The sequence below is a fragment of the Oscillospiraceae bacterium genome, assembly GCA_035353335.1.
GTDB lineage: Bacteria > Bacillota > Clostridia > Oscillospirales > JAKOTC01 > DAOPZJ01.
Window position 1 is genome coordinate 8530 of sequence record DAOPZJ010000005.1, and the last position, 18939, is coordinate 27468.

Consider the following 18939-nt stretch of genomic DNA (forward strand, 5'->3'; position numbering starts at 1 on the left):
CCACGGCCTGCGTGTCCGCCGCCTTCGGACGGTCAAATCCTGTTGGTTTTCCGAATTTCTGTTTTTATTTCCACTTTTAGATATAATCATCGAAAAAAGTTTCGACAAATTTTGACGGCGCTCGCAAAGATGCGCCGTTTCTGTTTACATAATCGGTGGGGTTGTCCCTTTTTTGTGTCGAAATGTGTCGAACCGTGTTGCCATGTTTATCCAAAAAGTTTGACAAAAAGAGTTGTAATATTCGGGTAAATGTTATAATCTTTAGAAAATCTTATGAATCGAAAGGAGAGGCCCATTCATGAAGCAACGGATACTGATCACACAGGACAACACCCAAACCGCCTCGGAACTAGCGAATTCTTTGACAAGGGCGGGAATTGAGGTATCTGCCGTTCCCCGGAACGGCAAGGTCATTTTGGAGATGCTCAGAGCTTCGACAAAATTCGACGCTGCGCTGATTGATTTCAATCTGGCCGGCATCGACGCCATCGGCGTCATCAACGAGGCAAGGACCATCAGCCCCGGCACCAAAATCATGGTTATGACGGCTTTTTTAACCGGGGAACTGGAGCGCCAGGTCTTTGCTGCCGGCGGACAGTATCTGCTGCTCAAACCGTTCGACCCGCAGGTCGCGGTGGACCGTCTGATGAGTTTGACGGGCCTTTCAAATTATGAGAAGAGTTTTCACGAGATGTCCGACAGCGAACTGGTGGTGATGGTGACCGAGATCATCCATCAGGTGGGCGTGCCGGCGCACATCAAAGGTTATCAGTATCTGCGCGATTCGATCGTCATGTGCATCAACGACGGCGATTACATAAACGCCGTCACCAAGATGCTCTATCCGGATGTGGCAAAAAAGCACGGCACCACCGCGTCGCGTGTCGAGCGGGCCATCCGGCACGCCACCGAAGTCGCCTGGGACCGCGGAGACATCGACGTGCTGAATACGCTTTTCGGCTACACCATCCACACCGGAAGAGGAAAGCCGACGAATTCCGAATTTATCGCCATGATCGCGGACAAGCTGAAGCTGCGCATCGACAGCGAAAAACAACGGCGGTATTCCTCCGTCCGTACCCCCGATAAAAACGAACTGCTGAAAATTTAAAAAGGAGAACGACAATGTCAAATGAAAACCGCATCCTGTTTTGCCGGAAAATCCGACAGCGGGACGCGGTTTTTATTTTGCCTAAATCCTGAAACGAAGAACCGTTATTTTTCGATGTAATCGTTCGGAGCGCTGAAGCAGGCCGCTTTGTTCCAGGAATGAGTGGCCGCGATGCGCAGGTCGCTGATCAAAAAGTAGTCATAATTCAGCGTTCCGTCGATCATATCGGCGCGGTCGTCCGCGGTGACGTCGAGATGATACCAGACCCCGTCCAGCTTGACGAGGTTCCAGACCCGCCGCTTCCCGGCGGCGGTTCCCGCGACGGCGCGGGCCTCGATGCCTGCGATGCCGGCGATCAGCCGGAAAGCGTCGGCGTATCCGTCGCTGACGGAGATATCGCCGACCAGAACGCCGTAGGCGACGGTCTCGGAATAGGCCGCTTCACCGCCCGAGGTATCCAGGTTTCCGTTTTTCACGATATAGTCGTGGATGATTTTTGTTTTTTGATAGTCGGTCTGCTCCCCGGAGAGATTTGCGTCGGCAAACTTTTTCGCGGCGTTCAAAGCCTGCGTCTGAAGCGGGCTGAGCTCCGAAAGACCGCCCGACGAGAGCGCTTTGAGACAGACGGAGGAAAAGTTCGGGGTCAGCTGAAAGGTGACCGGGTAGACCTCGGACATCGACTCGTCTCCGACAAACAGGATTTTATCTTTCAAATCGGCCGTAAAAAGTCCGTATGAGGGATCGACCGAGAGGCGGTTCAGCAGAGCCGGGTCATAGATATAGGTGTTAAAAACGCTGTCCTGCGACATCAGAGCGACTTTTAACACCGAGTCCAGTTTTTCGGCGCTGTCGCAGACGGTGACGCATTCGATCTGGCAGCTCTCGGTCAGGCCTCCGAGCAAAGTCGACGCGGTGACGACGGCGGAACCGGCGCCTTCGAACCGGACCGTGCCTTCGCTGACCGACGCGACCGCGTTATCCGTACTGCTCCAGACCAATTGTTTTCCGAGGGCATCCGCGGGATAGACGACCGACCCGATGAAGCAGTTCTGTCCGACGGTCAGGTAAATCTTCTGCGCATCGAGTTTGAGCTGCCCGGGAAGCACCGCTCCCGGCTCCGATGCGGACGACTGTCCGGAGACGACGGAAAAATCGGGGTCGGAAACCGACGCGGAACTGCCCGAAACCTCAACGGAAGTCACGGAAATCACGGACGAACCGCCGCAGCCCGATAAGAGCAGGACAGCCGCCAAACCGAGAGGAACCAATTTGTTCAACCGCAAATCCGTCACCTTCATCCGAGTGTGCTGCGAAATATAAACGCGAAAGACAAAATAGTCAAATGCCGAATCATCCGTATCATACCATAAACCCGGCCGAATTGTCAAATTGTCCGGCACAGGGTTTCTCTCAATCGCCGCACGGCAGGCAGCCGGCGCCGCCCGGAGCCGCGGCGGCGCTCGTTTCAGCCGAAATACAAAAGAAATGTGAGGATAGAATGATGAATCAGGTCATGGTGTTTTCGCAAAAGTCACAAAAATATTCATCTCCGATTATCACATTTGTACGAATCAACAAAAATCGCCGTTTTTCTCGTTGACAAAGCGCAGAGCGTGTGATATCATGAAGGCAAGATTTAGGCAAACGGTTGCGCGTCACAGATAAGGCGGTGCAGGGCATATGTTGAAAAAAGAAAATAAACCGGACAAAAAAAGTGCGATGTCACTTGCGGATATCTCTCACGAATTAAAACTGGCAAAATCGACGATTTCACGGATCATTGCCGGAAAAGGGAACTTCAGCGAAGAGACCAAAGTCAGGGTGCTCGATTACATCGAACACAACGATTACCATCCCAACGCGATTGCCCAGCGCCTCGCCACAAGCAGAACCGGAAATATCGGCGTGGTGATGCCGGCGGACGCGTTTTTGAGCGTCAACACCTTTTTTCAGGTGTGTCTGATGGGAATCTGTCACGAAGCCGTGGAACATAATTACGACGTCGTCGTGACGTCCGCGACCGAAAAGGATTGTTCCTATCTCCGGCGGCTGATCGGGAGGCGGTCGGTGGACGGCGTCATTCTCATGAGATCCCTCATGCAGGATCTGTGCATCGGTTATCTGAGCGGGGAGAGCGTACCGTTCGTTGTGATCGGCTCCGCGCCGGATTCCGAACTCATGCAGGTCGACATCGAACACGCGAAGGCCTGCGGCGAACTGACGGAGACTCTGCTGAAAACGGCCGAAAAGCCGGTCGGGCTGATTCTCGGGAGCACCCATTACATCGTCAATCTCAACCGCCGGAAGGGATTTGAAGAGGCTGAGATCAAAGCAGGCGCCGATCTGACCGGAAAAGTGATTTCGGATGTGTTTACCAAGGAAAACATCGACGCCGCCGTCGACCGGTTTATCTCACAGGGCGCCGGCACCATCATATGCGGAGACGACCAGATTTGCCTCACGGCGTTGGAAAGATTAAAATCGCTCAAAATTTCAATCGGAAAAGACATCCGGCTGGCGTCTTTTTACGACAATCCCGCTTTGAAAGACCGGGCCGTCACCGCGATCGAGGCGGACGACATGGCGCTCGGGGCGATGGCAGTCACAAAACTGGTCGGAAAACTCGACCGGAAGCGGTTGTCCGAACTCATTCCCGGATACCGTATCCATTACAGGGCATCGACCGGCAATGAGGAATCACGTTTGCCGGAATGAAAGGATGGTTGCAATGGGGAAAGCGAAAAAGAGCATCCGCGGCGTTTTTATGCCGATTGCCCTTTGTCTGTTTTTGTCATTCGGCTGCGCCTATAATCCCCTGCCCAAAGCGGCGCAATACGGCGGCGCGGCTCCGGAGAGTACGTTGTTTGTGAAGAAGATCGGGAATTTGCCGGACAATTTTATGATGGGCGCGGACGTCTCCACCGTCCTCTCGCTCGAGAAAAGCGGCGTGAAATTTTATGATTTCGACGGCAAGGAGCAGGACCTCTTCCTGACGCTTGCGCAAAACGGGATCAATTATATCCGCGTTCGGGTCTGGAACGATCCGTTCGACAAAAACGGCAACGGGTACGGCGGCGGCAACTGCGATATCGAAAACGCGGTCTCTGTCGGAAAACGGGCGACGGCTGCGGGCCTGAAGCTTTTGGTGGACTTCCACTATTCCGACTTCTGGGCCGATCCGGCCAAACAACAGGCCCCGAAGGTCTGGGCCGGCATGGACGTCGGGCAAAAAAGCGCCGCGCTCTATGATTATACGCTTTCCTGTCTGACAAAGCTGAAAAAGGCCGGCGTCGACGTCGGAATGGTGCAGCTCGGCAACGAGACGACTTCCGGGCTTGCCGGGGAGACCGCCTGGAAAAACATCTGCGCGCTGATGGCGGCGGGCGCCAAAGCATGCCGGGAAGTCAACCGGGACGCGCTGATCGCGGTGCATTTCGCCAATCCCGAAAAGGCCGCGAATTATGAGAAATTCGCCCGGAATCTCGATAAATATCAAGTGGATTACGACGTCTTCGCCTCGAGTTATTATCCCTACTGGCACGGCACGCTCGAAAACCTCACGGCGATTTTGAAAAAGATCTCCGACACCTACGGCAAAAAGGTGATGGTCGCCGAGATGTCCTATGCCTATACGCTTTCGGACGGCGATTTTCACGCAAACGTCATCGGCGGGGAGAAAAACTACGATAAAAATTATCCGCTGACGGTGCAGGGTCAGGCGACCGCGGTCGCCGAGACCATTCGGGCGGTGGCCGACGTCGGGGAAGCGGGTATCGGATTCTTTTACTGGGAGCCGGCGTGGATCGGCGTCGGCGGGAAAAACTTTGAAGAAAACAGCGTTTTATGGGAAAAATACGGCAGCGGCTGGGCTTCCTCGTATTCGGCGGAATATGATCCGGGCGACGCGGGTATTTATTACGGGGGCTCCGCCTGGGACAATCAGGCGATGTTCGACGGAACCGGCCATCCCCTGGAGTCGCTGAAAGTTTTCAAATACGTCTATACCGGCACGGAGTGTGAGACCGCCGTCGACGCGGTCGAAGACGTCGAACTGTCCGTGCGGCTGAAAGAGGAGATCAAACTGCCCGAAACCGTGACCGCGGTCATGAACGACGGGACCGCGCAGACGGTTCCGGTCGTCTGGGAACCGGCCGACCTTGCCGCGATGTCCAACGGAGCGGTCGCAAAGTATGTGATCAAAGGTACAGCGGGCGGAAAACAGGCAGTCTGTTATCTTTCGATGGCCGAACGCAATTACATCGAGAATTACAGCTTCGAAAACGAAGACGTCTCGATGTGGAAAGCCGTCAATCTCTCGGATATCGATGAGCTCTTTGTGCTCGACAAATCCACCGACGCGCTGACCGGAAACAGGTCTTTCCATTTCTGGAGCGAGGGCGAAGTGGAGTTCACGCTCGAGCAGACGGTGAAAAACTTAAAACCCGGAGCTTATAACTTTACCCTTTCGATTCAGGGCGGCGACGCCGAAACGCAGAATATCTACATTTACACCGTTGTCAACGGGGTGAAAAAGACCGCGCCCGCCGAGATCAGCTCGTGGCGGGTCTGGGCAAATCCGAAAATCAAAAACGTCCCGGTAAACGGTGAGATCACGGTGGGGATCTATGTCAAATGCAGCGCCGGAGCGTGGGGCACGATCGACGACGTGCTGCTCAACCCGGCCGAATAACTTTGAATGTATCTTACGCGAGTAAGTTACAGATAAATTGATAGGAGGAATACAAAAATGAGAAAACTTGCGGTAGTACTGCTGGCGCTTGCCATGGTGCTCTCCTGCGGAGTTCTGTCGGCGTGCAACAAGACGCCGGCGCAGAAGGAAGACATCCTCGTATGGGCTGCCGATGAAGTGGTCGCTTTCACACAGACGAAATGCGACGAATTCCTGGCGGCAAATCCCGATCTCGCCAAGAAGTTCACCATCACGGTCTCCGCAATGAGCGAAGGTGAAGCGGCGACACAAATGATCACCGACGTTGAAGCCGGCGCTGATGTTTTTGCCTTCGCGCAGGATCAGCTCGGCCGTCTGGTACAGGCCGGCGCGCTCAGCGAACTCGGCGGCACTTTCCTGACGGACGCAAAGGCCAACAATGACGCCGGTTCGGTCGCGGCCGCGACGATGGGCGACAAGATGTATGCCTATCCGCTGACCAGCGACAACGGCTATTTCCTGTTCTATGACAAGAGTGTCGTCACAGACCCCTCCACACTGGACGGAATTCTCACCCAGTGCGAAACAGCCGGAAAGAAATTCTACATGGAAAACCAGAGCGGCTGGTATCTGGTCTCCTTCTTCTTCGGCGCGGGCTGCCACTACACCACGACTGCCGATAACCAGGGCAATATCGTGGCCGTCGACTGTGACTTCAACTCCGCCGGCGGACTCGGCGCTTTCAAAGCGCTGATCGCGATGGCGCAGAGCAAAGGCTTCCAGCGCAGCGACAAATTCTCGGATCAGTTCAACCCCGACGGCGGTCAGGCCGGCGCCGCGATCTCCGGAACCTGGGATGCCGCGACCATCAAGGGCTTCCTTGGCGACAAATACGGCGTAGCCAAACTGCCGACGATGACCGTCAACGGACAGCAGGTCCAAATGGGCGCATGGGGCGGCTTTAAACTGATGGGCGTCAACCCGACCCAGAGCGAAGAAGCGCTCACGGCGTCCCACAAACTGGCCGCGTATCTGACCGGCGGCGACGTCCAGCTGGCGCGTTACGGCGTAAAGGGCTGGGGCCCGTCCAACAAGACCGCGCAGCAGGATCCGACGGTCCAGGCCGACCAGGCGCTTGCCGCGCTTCAGGCACAGCTGGCCTATTCACCCGCTCAGCCGCAGTGCAGCGCGAAATACTGGGATAAGATGGCCGCGTTCGGCACCGAAGTCAACGCCGGAACCTACAAGGCCTCCACCGACGCGCAGCTGCAGACGGTTCTCGACGAACTCGTCGCCTATCTGAAAGCAGACGTCGTCACGCAGTAATCTTTTCCATCCGAAATCAGCATAGTGTAAAAGAGGCGCCGCATAAATTGAATATCAATTTTTGCGGCGCCTTTGCCCCGCATAAAAAATGCGTTCAGGGGGTGTGTACATTACATGGTAGATCTGAATTATCTGAAAATGACGGGTTTTCAGAAGTTCCGGTATCGCCTCGGGAGGTTTTTTAAAAACCTGCCGAAGAATACCGGCGCGTTTTTAAAACGCATTCCGCACAAACTCGGCAGGGGCCTGCGAAAATTCGCGGGGATCTTCACCGAGGTGTTCGCGGTGTTCAAAAGAGGCGACTGGAAGACCAGAACCTCGTTTTTCGCGATGGGGTTCGGCCAGATCGCACGCGGCCAGATCCTGCGCGGAATTCTTTATCTGGCGTTTGAATTGATTTTCATCGCCTATATGATCTTTTTCGGCTGGAAATATCTCGTCAAGCTCGGTTCTCTGGGGGATGTCGCCCTATCCTCGAAAGTGGACCCCGAGACGGGCCTGACGTTTAATACCTATATCGACAACAGCATGCTGATTTTGCTCTACGGCCTGCTGACGGTGTTTTTCATCATCGCGTTCATCTATGTCTGGCGTCAGAACTGCATTCAGAACGGGGAGACGCAGAAATTGTCCGAACTCGGGTTTCGCCTGGACTCCGCGCGCGACGACATCCGCGCGATGGCCGACAAACAATACCACAAAACGCTGCTCGCGACGCCTCTGCTCGGCATCCTGATTTTCACGGTCATCCCGGTCGTGTTCATGGTTCTGGTGGCGTTCACAAACTACGACTCGATGCACCAGCCGCCGGCGAAACTGTTCGACTGGGTCGGCACGCAGAACTTCGCGACGATGTTCGGCGTCAACTCGGTCGCGACCGGCACAAAATTCGGCTTCACCTTCGGCTCGGTGCTGATCTGGACCCTGATCTGGGCGTTTTTCGCGACGTTTTCGAACTATTTTCTCGGCATGCTCGTCGCCCTGATGATCAATAAGAAGGGCATCAAAGGCAAACGCATATTCCGTACGATTCTTGTCATGACCATCGCGGTGCCGCAGTTTATTTCGCTGCTGCTGGTCTCCAAGATGTTTGCCGAGGACGGCATCGTCAACGGCCTGTTGCTCTCGTGGGGCGTGATCTCCGAAAAGATCTCATGGCTGACGACCGGCGGGCTTGCCCGCGTGATGGTGATTCTGATCAACATCTGGGTCGGCATCCCCTATCTGATGCTGATCGCGACCGGCATACTGATGAACATCCCCGAAGACCTGTATGAGTCGGCCAAGATCGACGGCGCGAGTCCTTTCAGGACTTATATGAAGATCACGCTGCCGTATATGCTGTTCGTGACGACGCCGTATCTCATCACTTCATTCATCGCCAACATCAACAACTTCAACGTCATCTATCTGCTGACCGCGGGCGCGCCGTATACGCTGAATTACGAATCGCCCGCAGGGTATACCGATCTGCTGATCACATGGCTGTATAAGCTCACGATGACCCAGACCAGCAACTACAAAATGGCTTCGGTCATCGGCATCATGGTCTTCGTGGTCGTCGCCGTGTTTTCGCTGATCGTCTATAACCGGTCGCGGTCGGTCAAAGACGAGGAGGACTTCCAATGAGCAGGAATAATCGACTGCGCAGCAAAAAGCGCGCCGAGTCCGCGGCAAATACCTTTATCTACATTCTCCTGATCCTCATCAGCGCGATCTGGTTGATCCCGTTCATCTATCTGATCTTCCAGGCGTTTCGCGGCGAGTCGACGGGCATGGTCAACTATATTTTTCCGCGCCAGTGGTCGCTGAAAAATTTCGTCAGTTTATTCACCAAGACGGAGTTTCTGCAGTGGTTCGCCAACACGCTGATCATCGCGCTGGTCGTCTCGGTGTTTCAGACCATCATCGTGCTGATGGTCAGTTATACGCTGTCCCGGATGCGGTTTCGCGGAAGGCGGTTTTTGATGAATCTCATCCTGGTGCTCGGGATGTTTCCGGGCTTCATGTCGATGATCGCGGTCTATTTCGTGCTCAAGCTGATCGGGCTGACGCAGAACATCGTGGGGCTGATGCTCATTTATGTCGGAAGTTCCGGCATGGGCTATTACATCGCGAAGGGCTATTTTGACACCATCCCGCGCGCGCTCGACGAGGCCGCCCGCATCGACGGGGCAAACCGCCGGACGGTGTTTTATCAGATCATCCTGCCGATGGCGAAGCCGATCGTGATCTATACGACCCTGATGGCGTTCATGGCGCCCTGGGGCGATTACATGTTCGCCTCTCTGATCGCGTTCGGCAACACCAAGAGCTACAACGTCGCGGTGGGCCTGTATACCTTCCTCGACAAGGAGCATATCGTCAACTATTTCACGCGATTTTGCGCCGGAGGGGTCATCATCGCGATTCCGATCACCATCCTGTTCATGCTGCTGCAGAAATATTACGTGGCGGGCGTGACGGGCGGCGCGGTCAAGGGGTAAAATTCGTCGCCCGGATTGCCGCAGGGCAAAGCCCCTCGCAATGACGATTGAAAGGATGGACATAAATAATGGCTAATCTGAGTTTGAAGCACGTCTACAAGGTCTACCCCAACGGCACCAAAGCCGTCAGCGATTTCACGATGGAGATCGGCGATAAAGAATTCATCGTCTTCGTCGGGCCCTCGGGCTGCGGAAAATCGACGACGCTGCGCATGATCGCCGGGCTGGAGGACATCACCGCGGGGGAGGTCAGCATCGGCGACCTCATCGTCAACGACGTCGAACCCAAAGACCGGGACATCGCGATGGTCTTCCAGAATTACGCGCTCTATCCGCATATGAGCGTCTATGAAAATATGGCGTTCGGGCTTAAACTTCGCAATCTGTCGAACGAGGAGATCCACAAGCGCGTGCTCGAGACCGCCGAGGTTTTGGGCATCACCGATTATCTCGACCGCAAGCCGCGCGCCATGTCGGGCGGCCAGCGCCAGCGCGTCGCGCTCGGGCGGGCCATCGTGCGCAACCCGAAGGTGTTTCTGCTCGACGAGCCGCTTTCCAACCTCGACGCCAAACTGCGCACCCAGATGCGCAGCGAGATCAGCAAACTGCATCAAAAACTCGGAACGACCTTTATCTACGTCACCCACGACCAGACCGAAGCCATGACACTGGGCACCCGCATCGTGGTCATGAAGGACGGCTATATCCAGCAGATCGACACGCCGAGAAACCTCTATAATTATCCCGACAACAAGTTCGTCGCGGGCTTCATCGGCACGCCGCAGATGAACTTTTACGACGCCGCGCTCAACCGCAGGGGCGATACGGTCGAGATCTGCTTTTTGAATACCGACGATAAACTCAAAGTGCCGTATGAAAACTTTTTGAAAGTCAAACCCGAATACTTAAGCGGCAAAAAGGAGATCATTCTCGGCATCCGTGCGGAAAAGGTCATCTGCGACCCCGATTACATCAAAAAGCACCCGGAGGCGGTCGTCAGCTGCACGGTCTCGCACACCGAGGAACTCGGCGACGAGACGCTTGTTTACGGCGACCTCGCCGGAAAAACCGACGTCGTCGCCGACACCAAGACGAGCGTCGTCTTCAAGGTGGATTCGGAGCGGGGTTCCGAAATCAACGCCGGAGACGTCGTCAAACTGGCGTTCGCGTTCCATTCGCTGCACTTCTTTGACAAGGAGACCGACAAGTCCGTCAGCCCGCGCGTCCCGGAGGTCAACGCCTTCGACGGCACCGTCGAAAACAACGTCCTCAAAATCAGCGGGCTGGAGTTCCGGCTGCCGAAAGCGCTTGAAACCGCCGACGGCGCCGTCTCGGCCGAGATACCGACCGAATCGTTCACGTTCACCGGAGATCAGAAAGCCGCCTGCATAGAGCGGGAAACCATTCTCGGAAATAATCTCTTGCACCTCGAAAGCGGCGGGCGCGTTTTCTTCGCGAAGACCGACAGCGACGTCAAACCCGGTGAATTGAAGATCGGACTCGATATGAAACGCATTTCGATTCTGAAAGACGGCAAAATCCTGCACAAGCCGCTCGAATTGAAAAACGTCCTCTACGGCTCCGTCAACCGGAAAGTGGTCAAAAAAACGGTCGAAGAAAACGGAAAGACCCGGAAAAAGAAATCCGTCGAGTTCTCGCTTGCCGTCGCGAACGGGGAATATCAGGTCCCCGATGAGATGTTAAAACGCCTGGTCACGGGCGGCGGCATGGGCGTGTTCAAAAAGAAACTGCGCTTCGAGTTCTCGCCGTACGCGGTCAGGGCGGGGAAGGCCGAAGGCCCGATCACCGGCAGCGTCGAAAAGACGCTCGACTACGGCACCGAGCGGTTCGCAGTGGTCAAAGTCGGCGACGCTTCCGTCACCGCCAAAACCGACGCCGAACTTTCCGGCGACGTTCGTCTCGGCATCGATCTCAATTCGCTGGTCGTCATCGACGACAAGATCGACATGATCATCGCGTAACCGGCATGAGGCGGCTTCGTACGCGTCATAAAATCTGCGAGCCATATGCACCATATCATATATAAAACCCGTCACCCTGTTTTCATGGGTGACGGGTTTTAACTGTTATGTTGGGTTCTTTTTGATTTCAATATGCCCCGTTCTTGATGCAGCAGTCAACGAAATAATCCGTGGTTTCGGGCGTGATATCCAGCGCCTGCATATCGGGATAGATCTCATACAGCAAACCGCCGTTGAAACAGCCCAGCTTTTCTTTCAGCGCAAGGACTTCTTTTAATATTTTTTCTTTGTCACCGGTCGGAAGCGTGCGCTGCAAATCCGCGGTCGTGGAAAAGCAAATCCTCCCGCCCGCGTTCTTTGAAAGCCAGTCGACGTCGTACACCGTCGGCTGGTGCAGCTCGATGACGTCAATGCCGCATTCGATCAGATCGTTGATGATCGCGTTGTTCTTGCCGCAGGAATGCATATAAGTAACCAGCCCGTGGGCTTTGGCCGTTTGAAACATCTTTGCGTACCAGGGCTTAAAGACCTCGCGCCACACTTCCGGCGAGACCATCAGACGATCCTGCAGACCCCAGTCGTCGCCGCCCCAGACGGCGTCAACGCCGCATTCGGCGTATGCTTTGATCATTTCGCACTGGAAATCCACGATCTTGTCGCCGAGAGACAGAATCGCCTCACGCTCGTTATAAAGATAGTCAAAAAGATTCTCCATGCCGACCAGATAATGCATCCGCTCGAAAAAATAACTCGCCATTGCGCCGAAGACAAACAGATCCTGTTTCTTCAGCTCATCGACGCGCTCTTTGAGGCCTTCAAACCGCAACTCAATCGCAAGCGGCGGGGCTTTAAAATCACGGATGGCCTGAAGGGACTTTAACGGGTGGTCCAGGACCTGCCCGATGGTCTTGTCGCCCTCAAGCTTGCTGAACCGATAAAGCCATTCGTTGGGCTCAACGGCTTTGTAATTGACGCACATGCAGTCGCCCATGCTCTTATACGGCTCGCCGCAGTACCCCGTGTTCAGCGGCACCCACTCGGGACCTTTGAATTGGATTGCCCGGTAGAAATTTTCCCGTCTCGTCATCTTTTGTTTCCTCCCGGAAAATGATATGGATCATAAAAGGCAAATATGGAATACGTTCATTATACAAAAAATTTTTCCCGTTGTAAATCAGGATTTTATATTTAAAAAAAACGCCTTGCGGCGTTCCGGTATTTTAGGGTATATCGATTGACTTCTGACATCCGGGCGCGACTCCGAGGCACACACCCAAACTCATGCCATATTGCCGTTTGTCTCTTCTCCCTGATATATATATACTATTCATTGTTATTCTCTTTTGCGGTATTGATGGAGGAGATGAGCATAACCCTGATAGTTGCACACGTTGAATCCAACTGTTTAAACTCCGGTTCATCGATATACCCGGTTTTATGTAATAATTCGAGCCAGTATCCGGTCTCGTTTGCTTCTTTCAGTGCGATTTGCAATTTTGCGATAAAATCGGATTTGCTGTGAGCATACTGTGCTTCCCGGATATTCGCTCCGATTGATGTACCGATTCTGCCGAGTTGAGTTGAGATTATGGTTTCATGGTTTTCTTTCAACCGTTTGATCAGGTTGATGATGATAACGGCAAAAGATATCGATTGCTCGGAGAGCATATCATTACGCACATTCTCACTCCCTTCCATGGCTATATTTTACAGCAGAGAAGGGGATTCGTCAAGAATGAAGTGTCGGCTGCGGCCGACGTGAAGTATCTCGCTTGCGGCGAGAAATGAAGTGTTTCGCAAATTGCGATTTGCGAAACATGAAGCGAAGTGTTCCTGCTCTTATGTGTCCGCAGACACACTTCATTGCCGAAGGCAACTTCATGTCTGAAGGACTCTTCATGTTCCAACGGAACACTTCATTAAAAAAACACGCTTTACGCGTGTTTTTTTGGAGGCACCACCGAGAGATCGACAAGTTCGATTCTCGTAGAGGTTAAAAAATCAAAAAACGCCCAATGGGCGTCTTTTGATTTTTTTGGAGGCACCACCGAGAGATCGACAAGTTCGATTCTCGTAGAGGTTAAAAAATCAAAAAACGCCCAATGGGCGTCTTTTGATTTTTTTGGAGGCACCACCGAGAATCGAACTCGGGAATAGAGGTTTTGCAGACCTCTGCCTTGCCGCTTGGCTATGGTGCCGGAGATGAATGCGAGGGTGTATTTGTCGATACACCCTCGTTTTTTGGAGCGGATGACGAGGCTCGAACTCGCTACCTCAACCTTGGCAAGGTTGCGCTCTACCGGATGAGCTACATCCGCACATTTGCGTCAGACGGAGACGCTTGGGGCAAATCTGCGCCGGCAGAAGAATTGCGGTGCAGGGAAGGTGTTGGGACAGCGCGGGGTAAGTGGTGCCTCCGGTCGGAATTGAACCAACGACACGGGGATTTTCAGTCCCCTGCTCTACCAACTGAGCTACAGAGGCAAGTGGCGACTCGGAAGGGGGTCGAACCCTCGACCTCTAGCGTGACAGGCTAGCGTTCTAACCAACTGAACTACCGAGCCATTTGGTGGGAACAACAGGGCTCGAACCTGTGACCCCCTGCTTGTAAGGCAGATGCTCTCCCAGCTGAGCTATGCTCCCCCACGCGTCCCGGAGAACCTCTCTGCCAGCCGGCGACGGATAACATAATAACACAATCCGTCTTGCCTTGTCAATACCAAAAACCAATTTTTTTGATTTTTTCCGGGTTTAAAATAATCCGCTGATGAGGCCGTTCCCATCGATGTCAATGGCGTTTGCCGCGGGCGTTTTGGGCAATCCCGGCATCGTCATGATATCGCCGGTGAGCGCGACGACAAAGCCCGCGCCGGCGCAGAGGCGAAGGTCGCGGACGGTCAGTTTGAAGTTTTTCGGCCTGCCGAGTTTCTTGGGGTCGTCGCTCAGAGAGTATTGGGTTTTGGCGACGCAGACGGGTGAGGCGCCGAAGCCGAGAGCACGGATTTCTTCGAGCCGCCTGAACGCCGAATCCTCGTAGGTCACTTCGTCCGCGCCGTAAATTTCCCGGGCAATGCGCCCGATCTTTTCGGTGACCGTCATCTCGTCGGCGCAGAGCGGTTTGAAGTCTCCGCCCCGATCGGCAGCCGCAGCAACCTTTTCGGCAAGCAGCGCAGCGCCTTTTCCGCCCTCGAAAAAACCGTCGCTGACCGCGCAGTCGGCTCCGTTTTGTTCCGCGATCCGGACAACGGCGGCGATCTCGGCAGGCGTGTCGGTCGGGAAGCGATTGACCGCGACCACGACCGGGAGGCCGTATTTTTTGAGATTCGCGATGTGTGCCGCAAGGTTTACGCCGCCTTGTTCCGTCGCTTCAACGTTTTCGATGCAGAGTTCGGCTTTGGCAATGCCCGCGTTATGCTTGAGCGCGCGCACCGTGGCGACCAGAACGGCCGCGGACGGCGTCAGACCGGCGGCGCGGCATTTGATGTCAAAGAATTTCTGAGCGCCCAGATCGGCTCCGAAGCCGGCCTCGGTGATGCAGTAGTCGGCCAGTTTGAGCCCGAGTTTGGTGGCGCGCGCCGAGTTGCAGCCGTGGGCGATGTTGGCGAACGGGCCGCCGTGCATCAGGCAGGGCGTGCCCTCGAGGGTCTGGACGAGATTCGGGTTGACCGCGTCTTTGAGCAGCGCGGCCATTGCGCCCTGCGCGTTCAGCTGGCGGCAGAACACGGCGTTTGAGTCGAGGTCGTAGCCGACCAAAATATCCCCGAGCCGTTTTTTGAGATCGTCGATATCGGCGCAGAGACAGAGCACCGCCATCACTTCGGAGGCGGCGGTGATGTTGAAGCCGTCGGAGCGCATAAAGCCGTTGGCTTTGCCGCCGATGCCGACGATGATCTCGCGCAGCGCGCGGTCGTTCATGTCCATGCAGCGGCGGAAGGAAATACGCCTTGAATCAAGCCGCAAAGCGTTCCCGTGGTTGATGTGGTTGTCGATCAGCGCGCACAGCAGGTTGTTCGCCGCCGTGACCGCGTGGATATCGCCTGTAAAATGGAGGTTGATGTCCTCCATCGGAATCACCTGTGAATACCCGCCGCCGGCGGCACCGCCCTTGATGCCGAATACCGGCCCGAGTGACGGTTCACGCAGCGCAATGACGGCGTTCTTTCCGATGTGTTTCATCGCCTGTCCAAGCGCGACGGTGGTCGTGGTCTTGCCCTCTCCCGCCGGCGTGGGGTTGATCGCGGTGACCAGAATCAATTTACCGTCGGGACGGTCCGCCGTTCGCGAAAAAGCCGATTGTGTGATTTTCGCTTTATAATTTCCGTAACACTCAAGCTCATCGGAGAGGATACCGAGCTGCTCGGCGATTTTTGCAATCGGCAGCGGTTTGGCCGCCTGGGCGATTTCGATGTCGGAGAGCATTTGTGTACCTCAAATCTTCGTAAATTTGTAATCGACCGCGAAAGTGGTCTCAACCGCGCTGCGGCGGGCCATGATCCCGTAACGGAAGTGATTTCCGGTCTGGGCATATCCCCTGAACACATAAAACTTGGTGCCTTTTTCGCCTTTGAGCGTGATGTCGACCCGTTTGTCGGGCAGCCGATAGGCAAATTTGATATCGCCGTCGCTCTCATAACATTTGACTTCCTGAAGTGTATCATAGAGCTTCTCGGTGAACGGCGGCACTTCCTTGGCTTCAAAATCGAATTCCGGTTCGCCGATGCAGTGGAAGAGATAATCATAGGTATGCGTATTGCCGGTTTTGTCGGCGCAGGTGAAGCTGTCGTGCAGCGTATTGTTCTCGAGTTTTAAATCGCGGATATAATCGACGCCCGGGAAAGCGTCTTCGCTGAGTGCTTTGATGCGCGCTTTTTCCTTGTCGTATTCGAGCAGTTTGCCTTTGCCCTTTTTCGGGATATTGACCATATCGGTCGCGACGGTGCAGTGGGAAAGCGTCCCCTGCTGCCAGTTAAACAGGAAGGAACCGTAGCCGTTGGTCGAGAGGTCATAGCTGACCGATTCGCCGAACGCCGAGATCTCGATGTTCATGATGTCAAAATGCGAGTGCGAGGCGATGATCAGGCCGTATTTAAAGAAGACCTCCAGTTCCCGATCCCGCAGCATCGCGAAGTTCGTATCTTCCCAGAGCCGGGTCTCGGGTTTTTCGCGGGGGTATTTGTCGTAGTCCGCCGGGTCGATTCCGAATAAGAGCCGCGAAAGATCACCGCCGCGCGCCGGATTCGCGGCGCCGTTGTGGTCGAGCAGCGGGGAACGGTTGTCATACATCATCGTCGCGGCCCATTTGATCATCGGATGATTGAAACTGGCCGCTGCGGTGTCATACTGCCCGCCGAAGCAGGCCAGCGAGATGAACGGCCAGCCGTCGTTGGGGTTTGGGAGCATGCAGTTTGAAAAAGCCATCTGCGCGGGCATGACGTACATCTTTTCAATGATGCCGGCGAGCTTGTCGATGCAGTCGGCTTTGTAGCCCGACGCTTTTGCGAAATAGATCAGTTCGGTCATCGGGGCGATGCAGTAAAAATGATAATGCACCGAGCCTTCGTACCAGAAATAGTCCTTCGTAATGCCCAAAGCGACCTGGTTGATGAGTCCGAATTCGCTCTCAAAGGCGTATTCGATCAGATCGGGCTGCTTGTAAAAAATGCCGACGGCCGCGATGGCGCAGAGATCCCAGACGGGAATGTTGTTGATGTAATAACAAAACGGTTTGAGAAAACGCCCCTGCGGAATGAAGAATTTTTCGCCGAGTTCGGTCACAAAGCCCTCGTCGAGCGAATCTGAAAGAATCATCATCGCGGTCAGAAGGGAGATCACGTCGCCGTCGTCGGTGAGGTGCTGCCCCGAGATGCGCCCGAGATACATCGGATGCACGACCCAGACCCGCAATTTTTGATAATTCTCGAGATAAAAATTCAAAACGGTCCTGACGTATTCGAGATATTTGGAATCGCCGGTCAGTTTGTATAAAATCGCGGCCTTTTTGGCGTTCCCGTTGACGCTGTTGCGGTAAGTGCCGTTCCAGGCGTCGTTTGCGCGCCAGCCCATATTGATGTGCCCGCAGGCGGGGCAGGGCTGTCCCATCGGGACGTCCTTATCGAATTTCAAACCGGTTCCGCACTTTTCGCAGACGTAATTATGTCCCCAGCCGCAGCGGCGGTTTACGTCGTCGAAATAGGTCGCGATGAACGCGTCAACACCGGCCTTCATTTTATCATAGAGCTTTTCCGCCCAGTCGTATTGCTCAATTTTCAGTTTCAGCGCCGAGAAATCGTCGATGTATGCCATGGTATCGCCTCCGATGGAAAAAATCAGAATTGTGTTTATTTTATCATGATAAACCCCAAAAATCAACCGCAATTGACATAATAAAACGATTTCAAGCGTTTTCACTCACTTGAAATGGAGCAAACGCGGCGCTATAATGAATTGTATCCTTTTTCAGGGAGACTGACATGAACGAATACAGAGCAAATCGGCCGCCGAAAGAACAAATGATGTCCAAAGTTCAGATCGTTTTGATCGTCATTTTCATGATGGTCCTGATGGTCTGCGGGGGCATTCTGTTTTTGGACTGGTACGACGGGTATAAAAGCGAGAAAGAAAAAGAACAGCTTGCCTCTCAGATGCAGAGCGCGGCCCAGCAGATCACCGCGCCGATGGGCGAAAATGATATTCTGCCGGCTTTTCGGTCATTTTATCAGAAAAACAAAGACACGGCCGGCTGGATCAAAATCGACGGGACGCCGATCGATTACGTCGTGGTGCAGACCGATAACAACGACGATTATCTGCGCTCCGCCTACGACGGCACTTATAACCGCAACGGCACGATTTTCCTCGATTATCAGAGCAAATTCAATCCGAAGGGCAAAAACATCGTCATCTACGGCCACAATATGAAGACACAGGCGATGTTTTCCACCCTCGGAAAATACGAGACGGTCAAATATTATCAGGAACACCCCGTCGTGGAGTTCAATACGCTCTACGAATATTCGAAATATAAAATTTTCGCGGTGGTTTTGATGGATGCCTCGCCGGACGGCTCGGGTTCCGGCGACGAATTCCAGCTCTACTCTCAATTTTCAAGCGACGACAGTTTTATGAAATATATCGACAAGGTTCGCGCCCACAGCCTGCTTGACATCGACGTCAGCGTGAAAAAGAGCGATAAGATCATCTCGCTTGTCACCTGCGCCTACGACATCGAGGACGGCAGATACGCCATCTTTGCCCGCGAGATCCGTAAAGACGAAAGCGCCGACGTCGACACCTCGACGGCTAAACTCAACGAAGACGTCATCATGCCGGGGAAATTCACAAACTGAGAATGCGTCTGACAGGCAT

12 protein-coding genes, 5 tRNA genes and 1 pseudogene are annotated in these 18939 nt (G+C 54.2%); 8 read left to right on the forward strand and 10 right to left on the reverse strand.

What is annotated here, in order from left to right; genetic code table 11:
* The first annotated feature begins 298 nt into the window (after nucleotides 1–298).
* A complete protein-coding gene (spo0A, locus tag PKH29_02145; GenBank protein HNX13640.1) occupies nucleotides 299–1111 on the forward strand; it encodes a sporulation transcription factor Spo0A in 813 nt (270 codons plus the stop codon).
* 104 nt (nucleotides 1112–1215) lie between these two features.
* Here the strand turns inward: spo0A and PKH29_02150 are convergent, their stop codons facing one another.
* Nucleotides 1216–2388 carry a transglutaminase domain-containing protein gene (locus PKH29_02150; protein ID HNX13641.1) on the reverse strand — a complete coding sequence of 391 codons (1173 nt, stop codon included), beginning with the start codon at nucleotides 2386–2388 and terminating at the stop codon, nucleotides 1216–1218.
* Between the two features lie 403 nt (nucleotides 2389–2791).
* Here PKH29_02150 and PKH29_02155 point away from each other — a divergent pair, with 403 nt between their 5' ends.
* The 6 genes and pseudogenes from PKH29_02155 (at nucleotide 2792) to ugpC (ending at nucleotide 10806) form a co-directional block, all read left to right on the forward strand.
* The gene (locus PKH29_02155; GenBank protein ID HNX13642.1) at nucleotides 2792–3826 is read left to right on the forward strand and encodes a LacI family DNA-binding transcriptional regulator; all 1035 of its coding nucleotides are present in this window, start codon (nucleotides 2792–2794) and stop codon (nucleotides 3824–3826) included.
* A gap of 13 nt (nucleotides 3827–3839) precedes the next feature.
* Nucleotides 3840–5801, forward strand: a complete 1962-nt coding sequence (locus PKH29_02160) for a glycosyl hydrolase 53 family protein (protein ID HNX13643.1) — start codon at nucleotides 3840–3842, stop codon at nucleotides 5799–5801.
* A 57-nt stretch (nucleotides 5802–5858) separates the two neighbouring features.
* Nucleotides 5859–7106: an extracellular solute-binding protein gene (locus PKH29_02165; GenBank protein HNX13644.1), complete on the forward strand. Its 1248-nt coding sequence runs from the start codon at nucleotides 5859–5861 to the stop codon at nucleotides 7104–7106.
* Between the two features lie 114 nt (nucleotides 7107–7220).
* Nucleotides 7221–8735, forward strand: coding sequence for a sugar ABC transporter permease (locus tag PKH29_02170; GenBank protein ID HNX13645.1), 1515 nt, complete (start codon nucleotides 7221–7223; stop codon nucleotides 8733–8735).
* The gene (locus tag PKH29_02175; GenBank protein ID HNX13646.1) at nucleotides 8732–9592 is read left to right on the forward strand and encodes a sugar ABC transporter permease; all 861 of its coding nucleotides are present in this window, start codon (nucleotides 8732–8734) and stop codon (nucleotides 9590–9592) included. The genes PKH29_02170 and PKH29_02175 overlap by 4 nt, the downstream gene beginning before the upstream one ends.
* Nucleotides 9593–9660: 68 nt before the next feature.
* Nucleotides 9661–10806: pseudogene (gene ugpC, locus PKH29_02180) on the forward strand (sn-glycerol-3-phosphate ABC transporter ATP-binding protein UgpC).
* Between the two features lie 895 nt (nucleotides 10807–11701).
* Here the strand turns inward: ugpC and PKH29_02185 are convergent.
* The 9 genes from PKH29_02185 to PKH29_02225 form a co-directional block, all read right to left on the reverse strand.
* Nucleotides 11702–12661 (reverse strand): uroporphyrinogen decarboxylase family protein, encoded by a 960-nt coding sequence (locus tag PKH29_02185; GenBank protein ID HNX13647.1) that lies wholly within the window; start codon nucleotides 12659–12661, stop codon nucleotides 11702–11704.
* 236 nt (nucleotides 12662–12897) lie between these two features.
* The gene (locus tag PKH29_02190) at nucleotides 12898–13254 is read right to left on the reverse strand and encodes a four helix bundle protein (GenBank protein HNX13648.1); all 357 of its coding nucleotides are present in this window, start codon (nucleotides 13252–13254) and stop codon (nucleotides 12898–12900) included.
* Nucleotides 13255–13697: 443 nt separating this feature from the next.
* Nucleotides 13698–13772: transfer RNA gene (locus PKH29_02195), tRNA-Cys, on the reverse strand.
* Nucleotides 13773–13816: 44 nt separating this feature from the next.
* Nucleotides 13817–13892: transfer RNA gene (locus PKH29_02200), tRNA-Gly, on the reverse strand.
* A gap of 90 nt (nucleotides 13893–13982) precedes the next feature.
* Nucleotides 13983–14058, reverse strand: a tRNA-Phe gene (locus PKH29_02205).
* Nucleotides 14059–14061: 3 nt separating this feature from the next.
* A tRNA-Asp gene (locus PKH29_02210) sits at nucleotides 14062–14138 on the reverse strand.
* A 3-nt stretch (nucleotides 14139–14141) separates the two neighbouring features.
* Nucleotides 14142–14217 (reverse strand) — tRNA-Val (locus PKH29_02215).
* Between the two features lie 108 nt (nucleotides 14218–14325).
* On the reverse strand, nucleotides 14326–15993 hold the full coding sequence (locus PKH29_02220; GenBank protein HNX13649.1) for a formate--tetrahydrofolate ligase: 1668 nt from the start codon (nucleotides 15991–15993) through the stop codon (nucleotides 14326–14328).
* Between the two features lie 9 nt (nucleotides 15994–16002).
* Nucleotides 16003–17877 (reverse strand): zinc ribbon domain-containing protein, encoded by a 1875-nt coding sequence (locus tag PKH29_02225; protein ID HNX13650.1) that lies wholly within the window; start codon nucleotides 17875–17877, stop codon nucleotides 16003–16005.
* A 167-nt stretch (nucleotides 17878–18044) separates the two neighbouring features.
* On the opposite strand from PKH29_02225, the gene srtB reads away from it, so the two are divergent.
* Nucleotides 18045–18920, forward strand: coding sequence for a class B sortase (gene srtB / locus PKH29_02230; GenBank protein HNX13651.1), 876 nt, complete (start codon nucleotides 18045–18047; stop codon nucleotides 18918–18920).
* Nucleotides 18921–18939 lie beyond the last annotated feature (19 nt).

Bases quoted from the DNA above. Each gene is read 5' to 3' on its own strand.
- PKH29_02225 (HNX13650.1), bottom strand. From the start codon at position 17,877: ATGGCATACATCGACGATTTCTCGGCGCTGAAACTGAAAATTGAGCAA.
- PKH29_02165 (HNX13644.1), top strand. From the start codon at position 5,859: ATGAGAAAACTTGCGGTAGTACTGCTGGCGCTTGCCATGGTGCTCTCC.
- PKH29_02175 (HNX13646.1), top strand. From the start codon at position 8,732: ATGAGCAGGAATAATCGACTGCGCAGCAAAAAGCGCGCCGAGTCCGCG.
- PKH29_02160 (HNX13643.1), top strand. From the start codon at position 3,840: ATGGGGAAAGCGAAAAAGAGCATCCGCGGCGTTTTTATGCCGATTGCC.
- srtB (HNX13651.1), top strand. From the start codon at position 18,045: ATGAACGAATACAGAGCAAATCGGCCGCCGAAAGAACAAATGATGTCC.
- PKH29_02155 (HNX13642.1), top strand. From the start codon at position 2,792: ATGTTGAAAAAAGAAAATAAACCGGACAAAAAAAGTGCGATGTCACTT.
- PKH29_02220 (HNX13649.1), bottom strand. From the start codon at position 15,993: ATGCTCTCCGACATCGAAATCGCCCAGGCGGCCAAACCGCTGCCGATT.
- spo0A (HNX13640.1), top strand. From the start codon at position 299: ATGAAGCAACGGATACTGATCACACAGGACAACACCCAAACCGCCTCG.
- PKH29_02170 (HNX13645.1), top strand. From the start codon at position 7,221: ATGGTAGATCTGAATTATCTGAAAATGACGGGTTTTCAGAAGTTCCGG.
- PKH29_02185 (HNX13647.1), bottom strand. From the start codon at position 12,661: ATGACGAGACGGGAAAATTTCTACCGGGCAATCCAATTCAAAGGTCCC.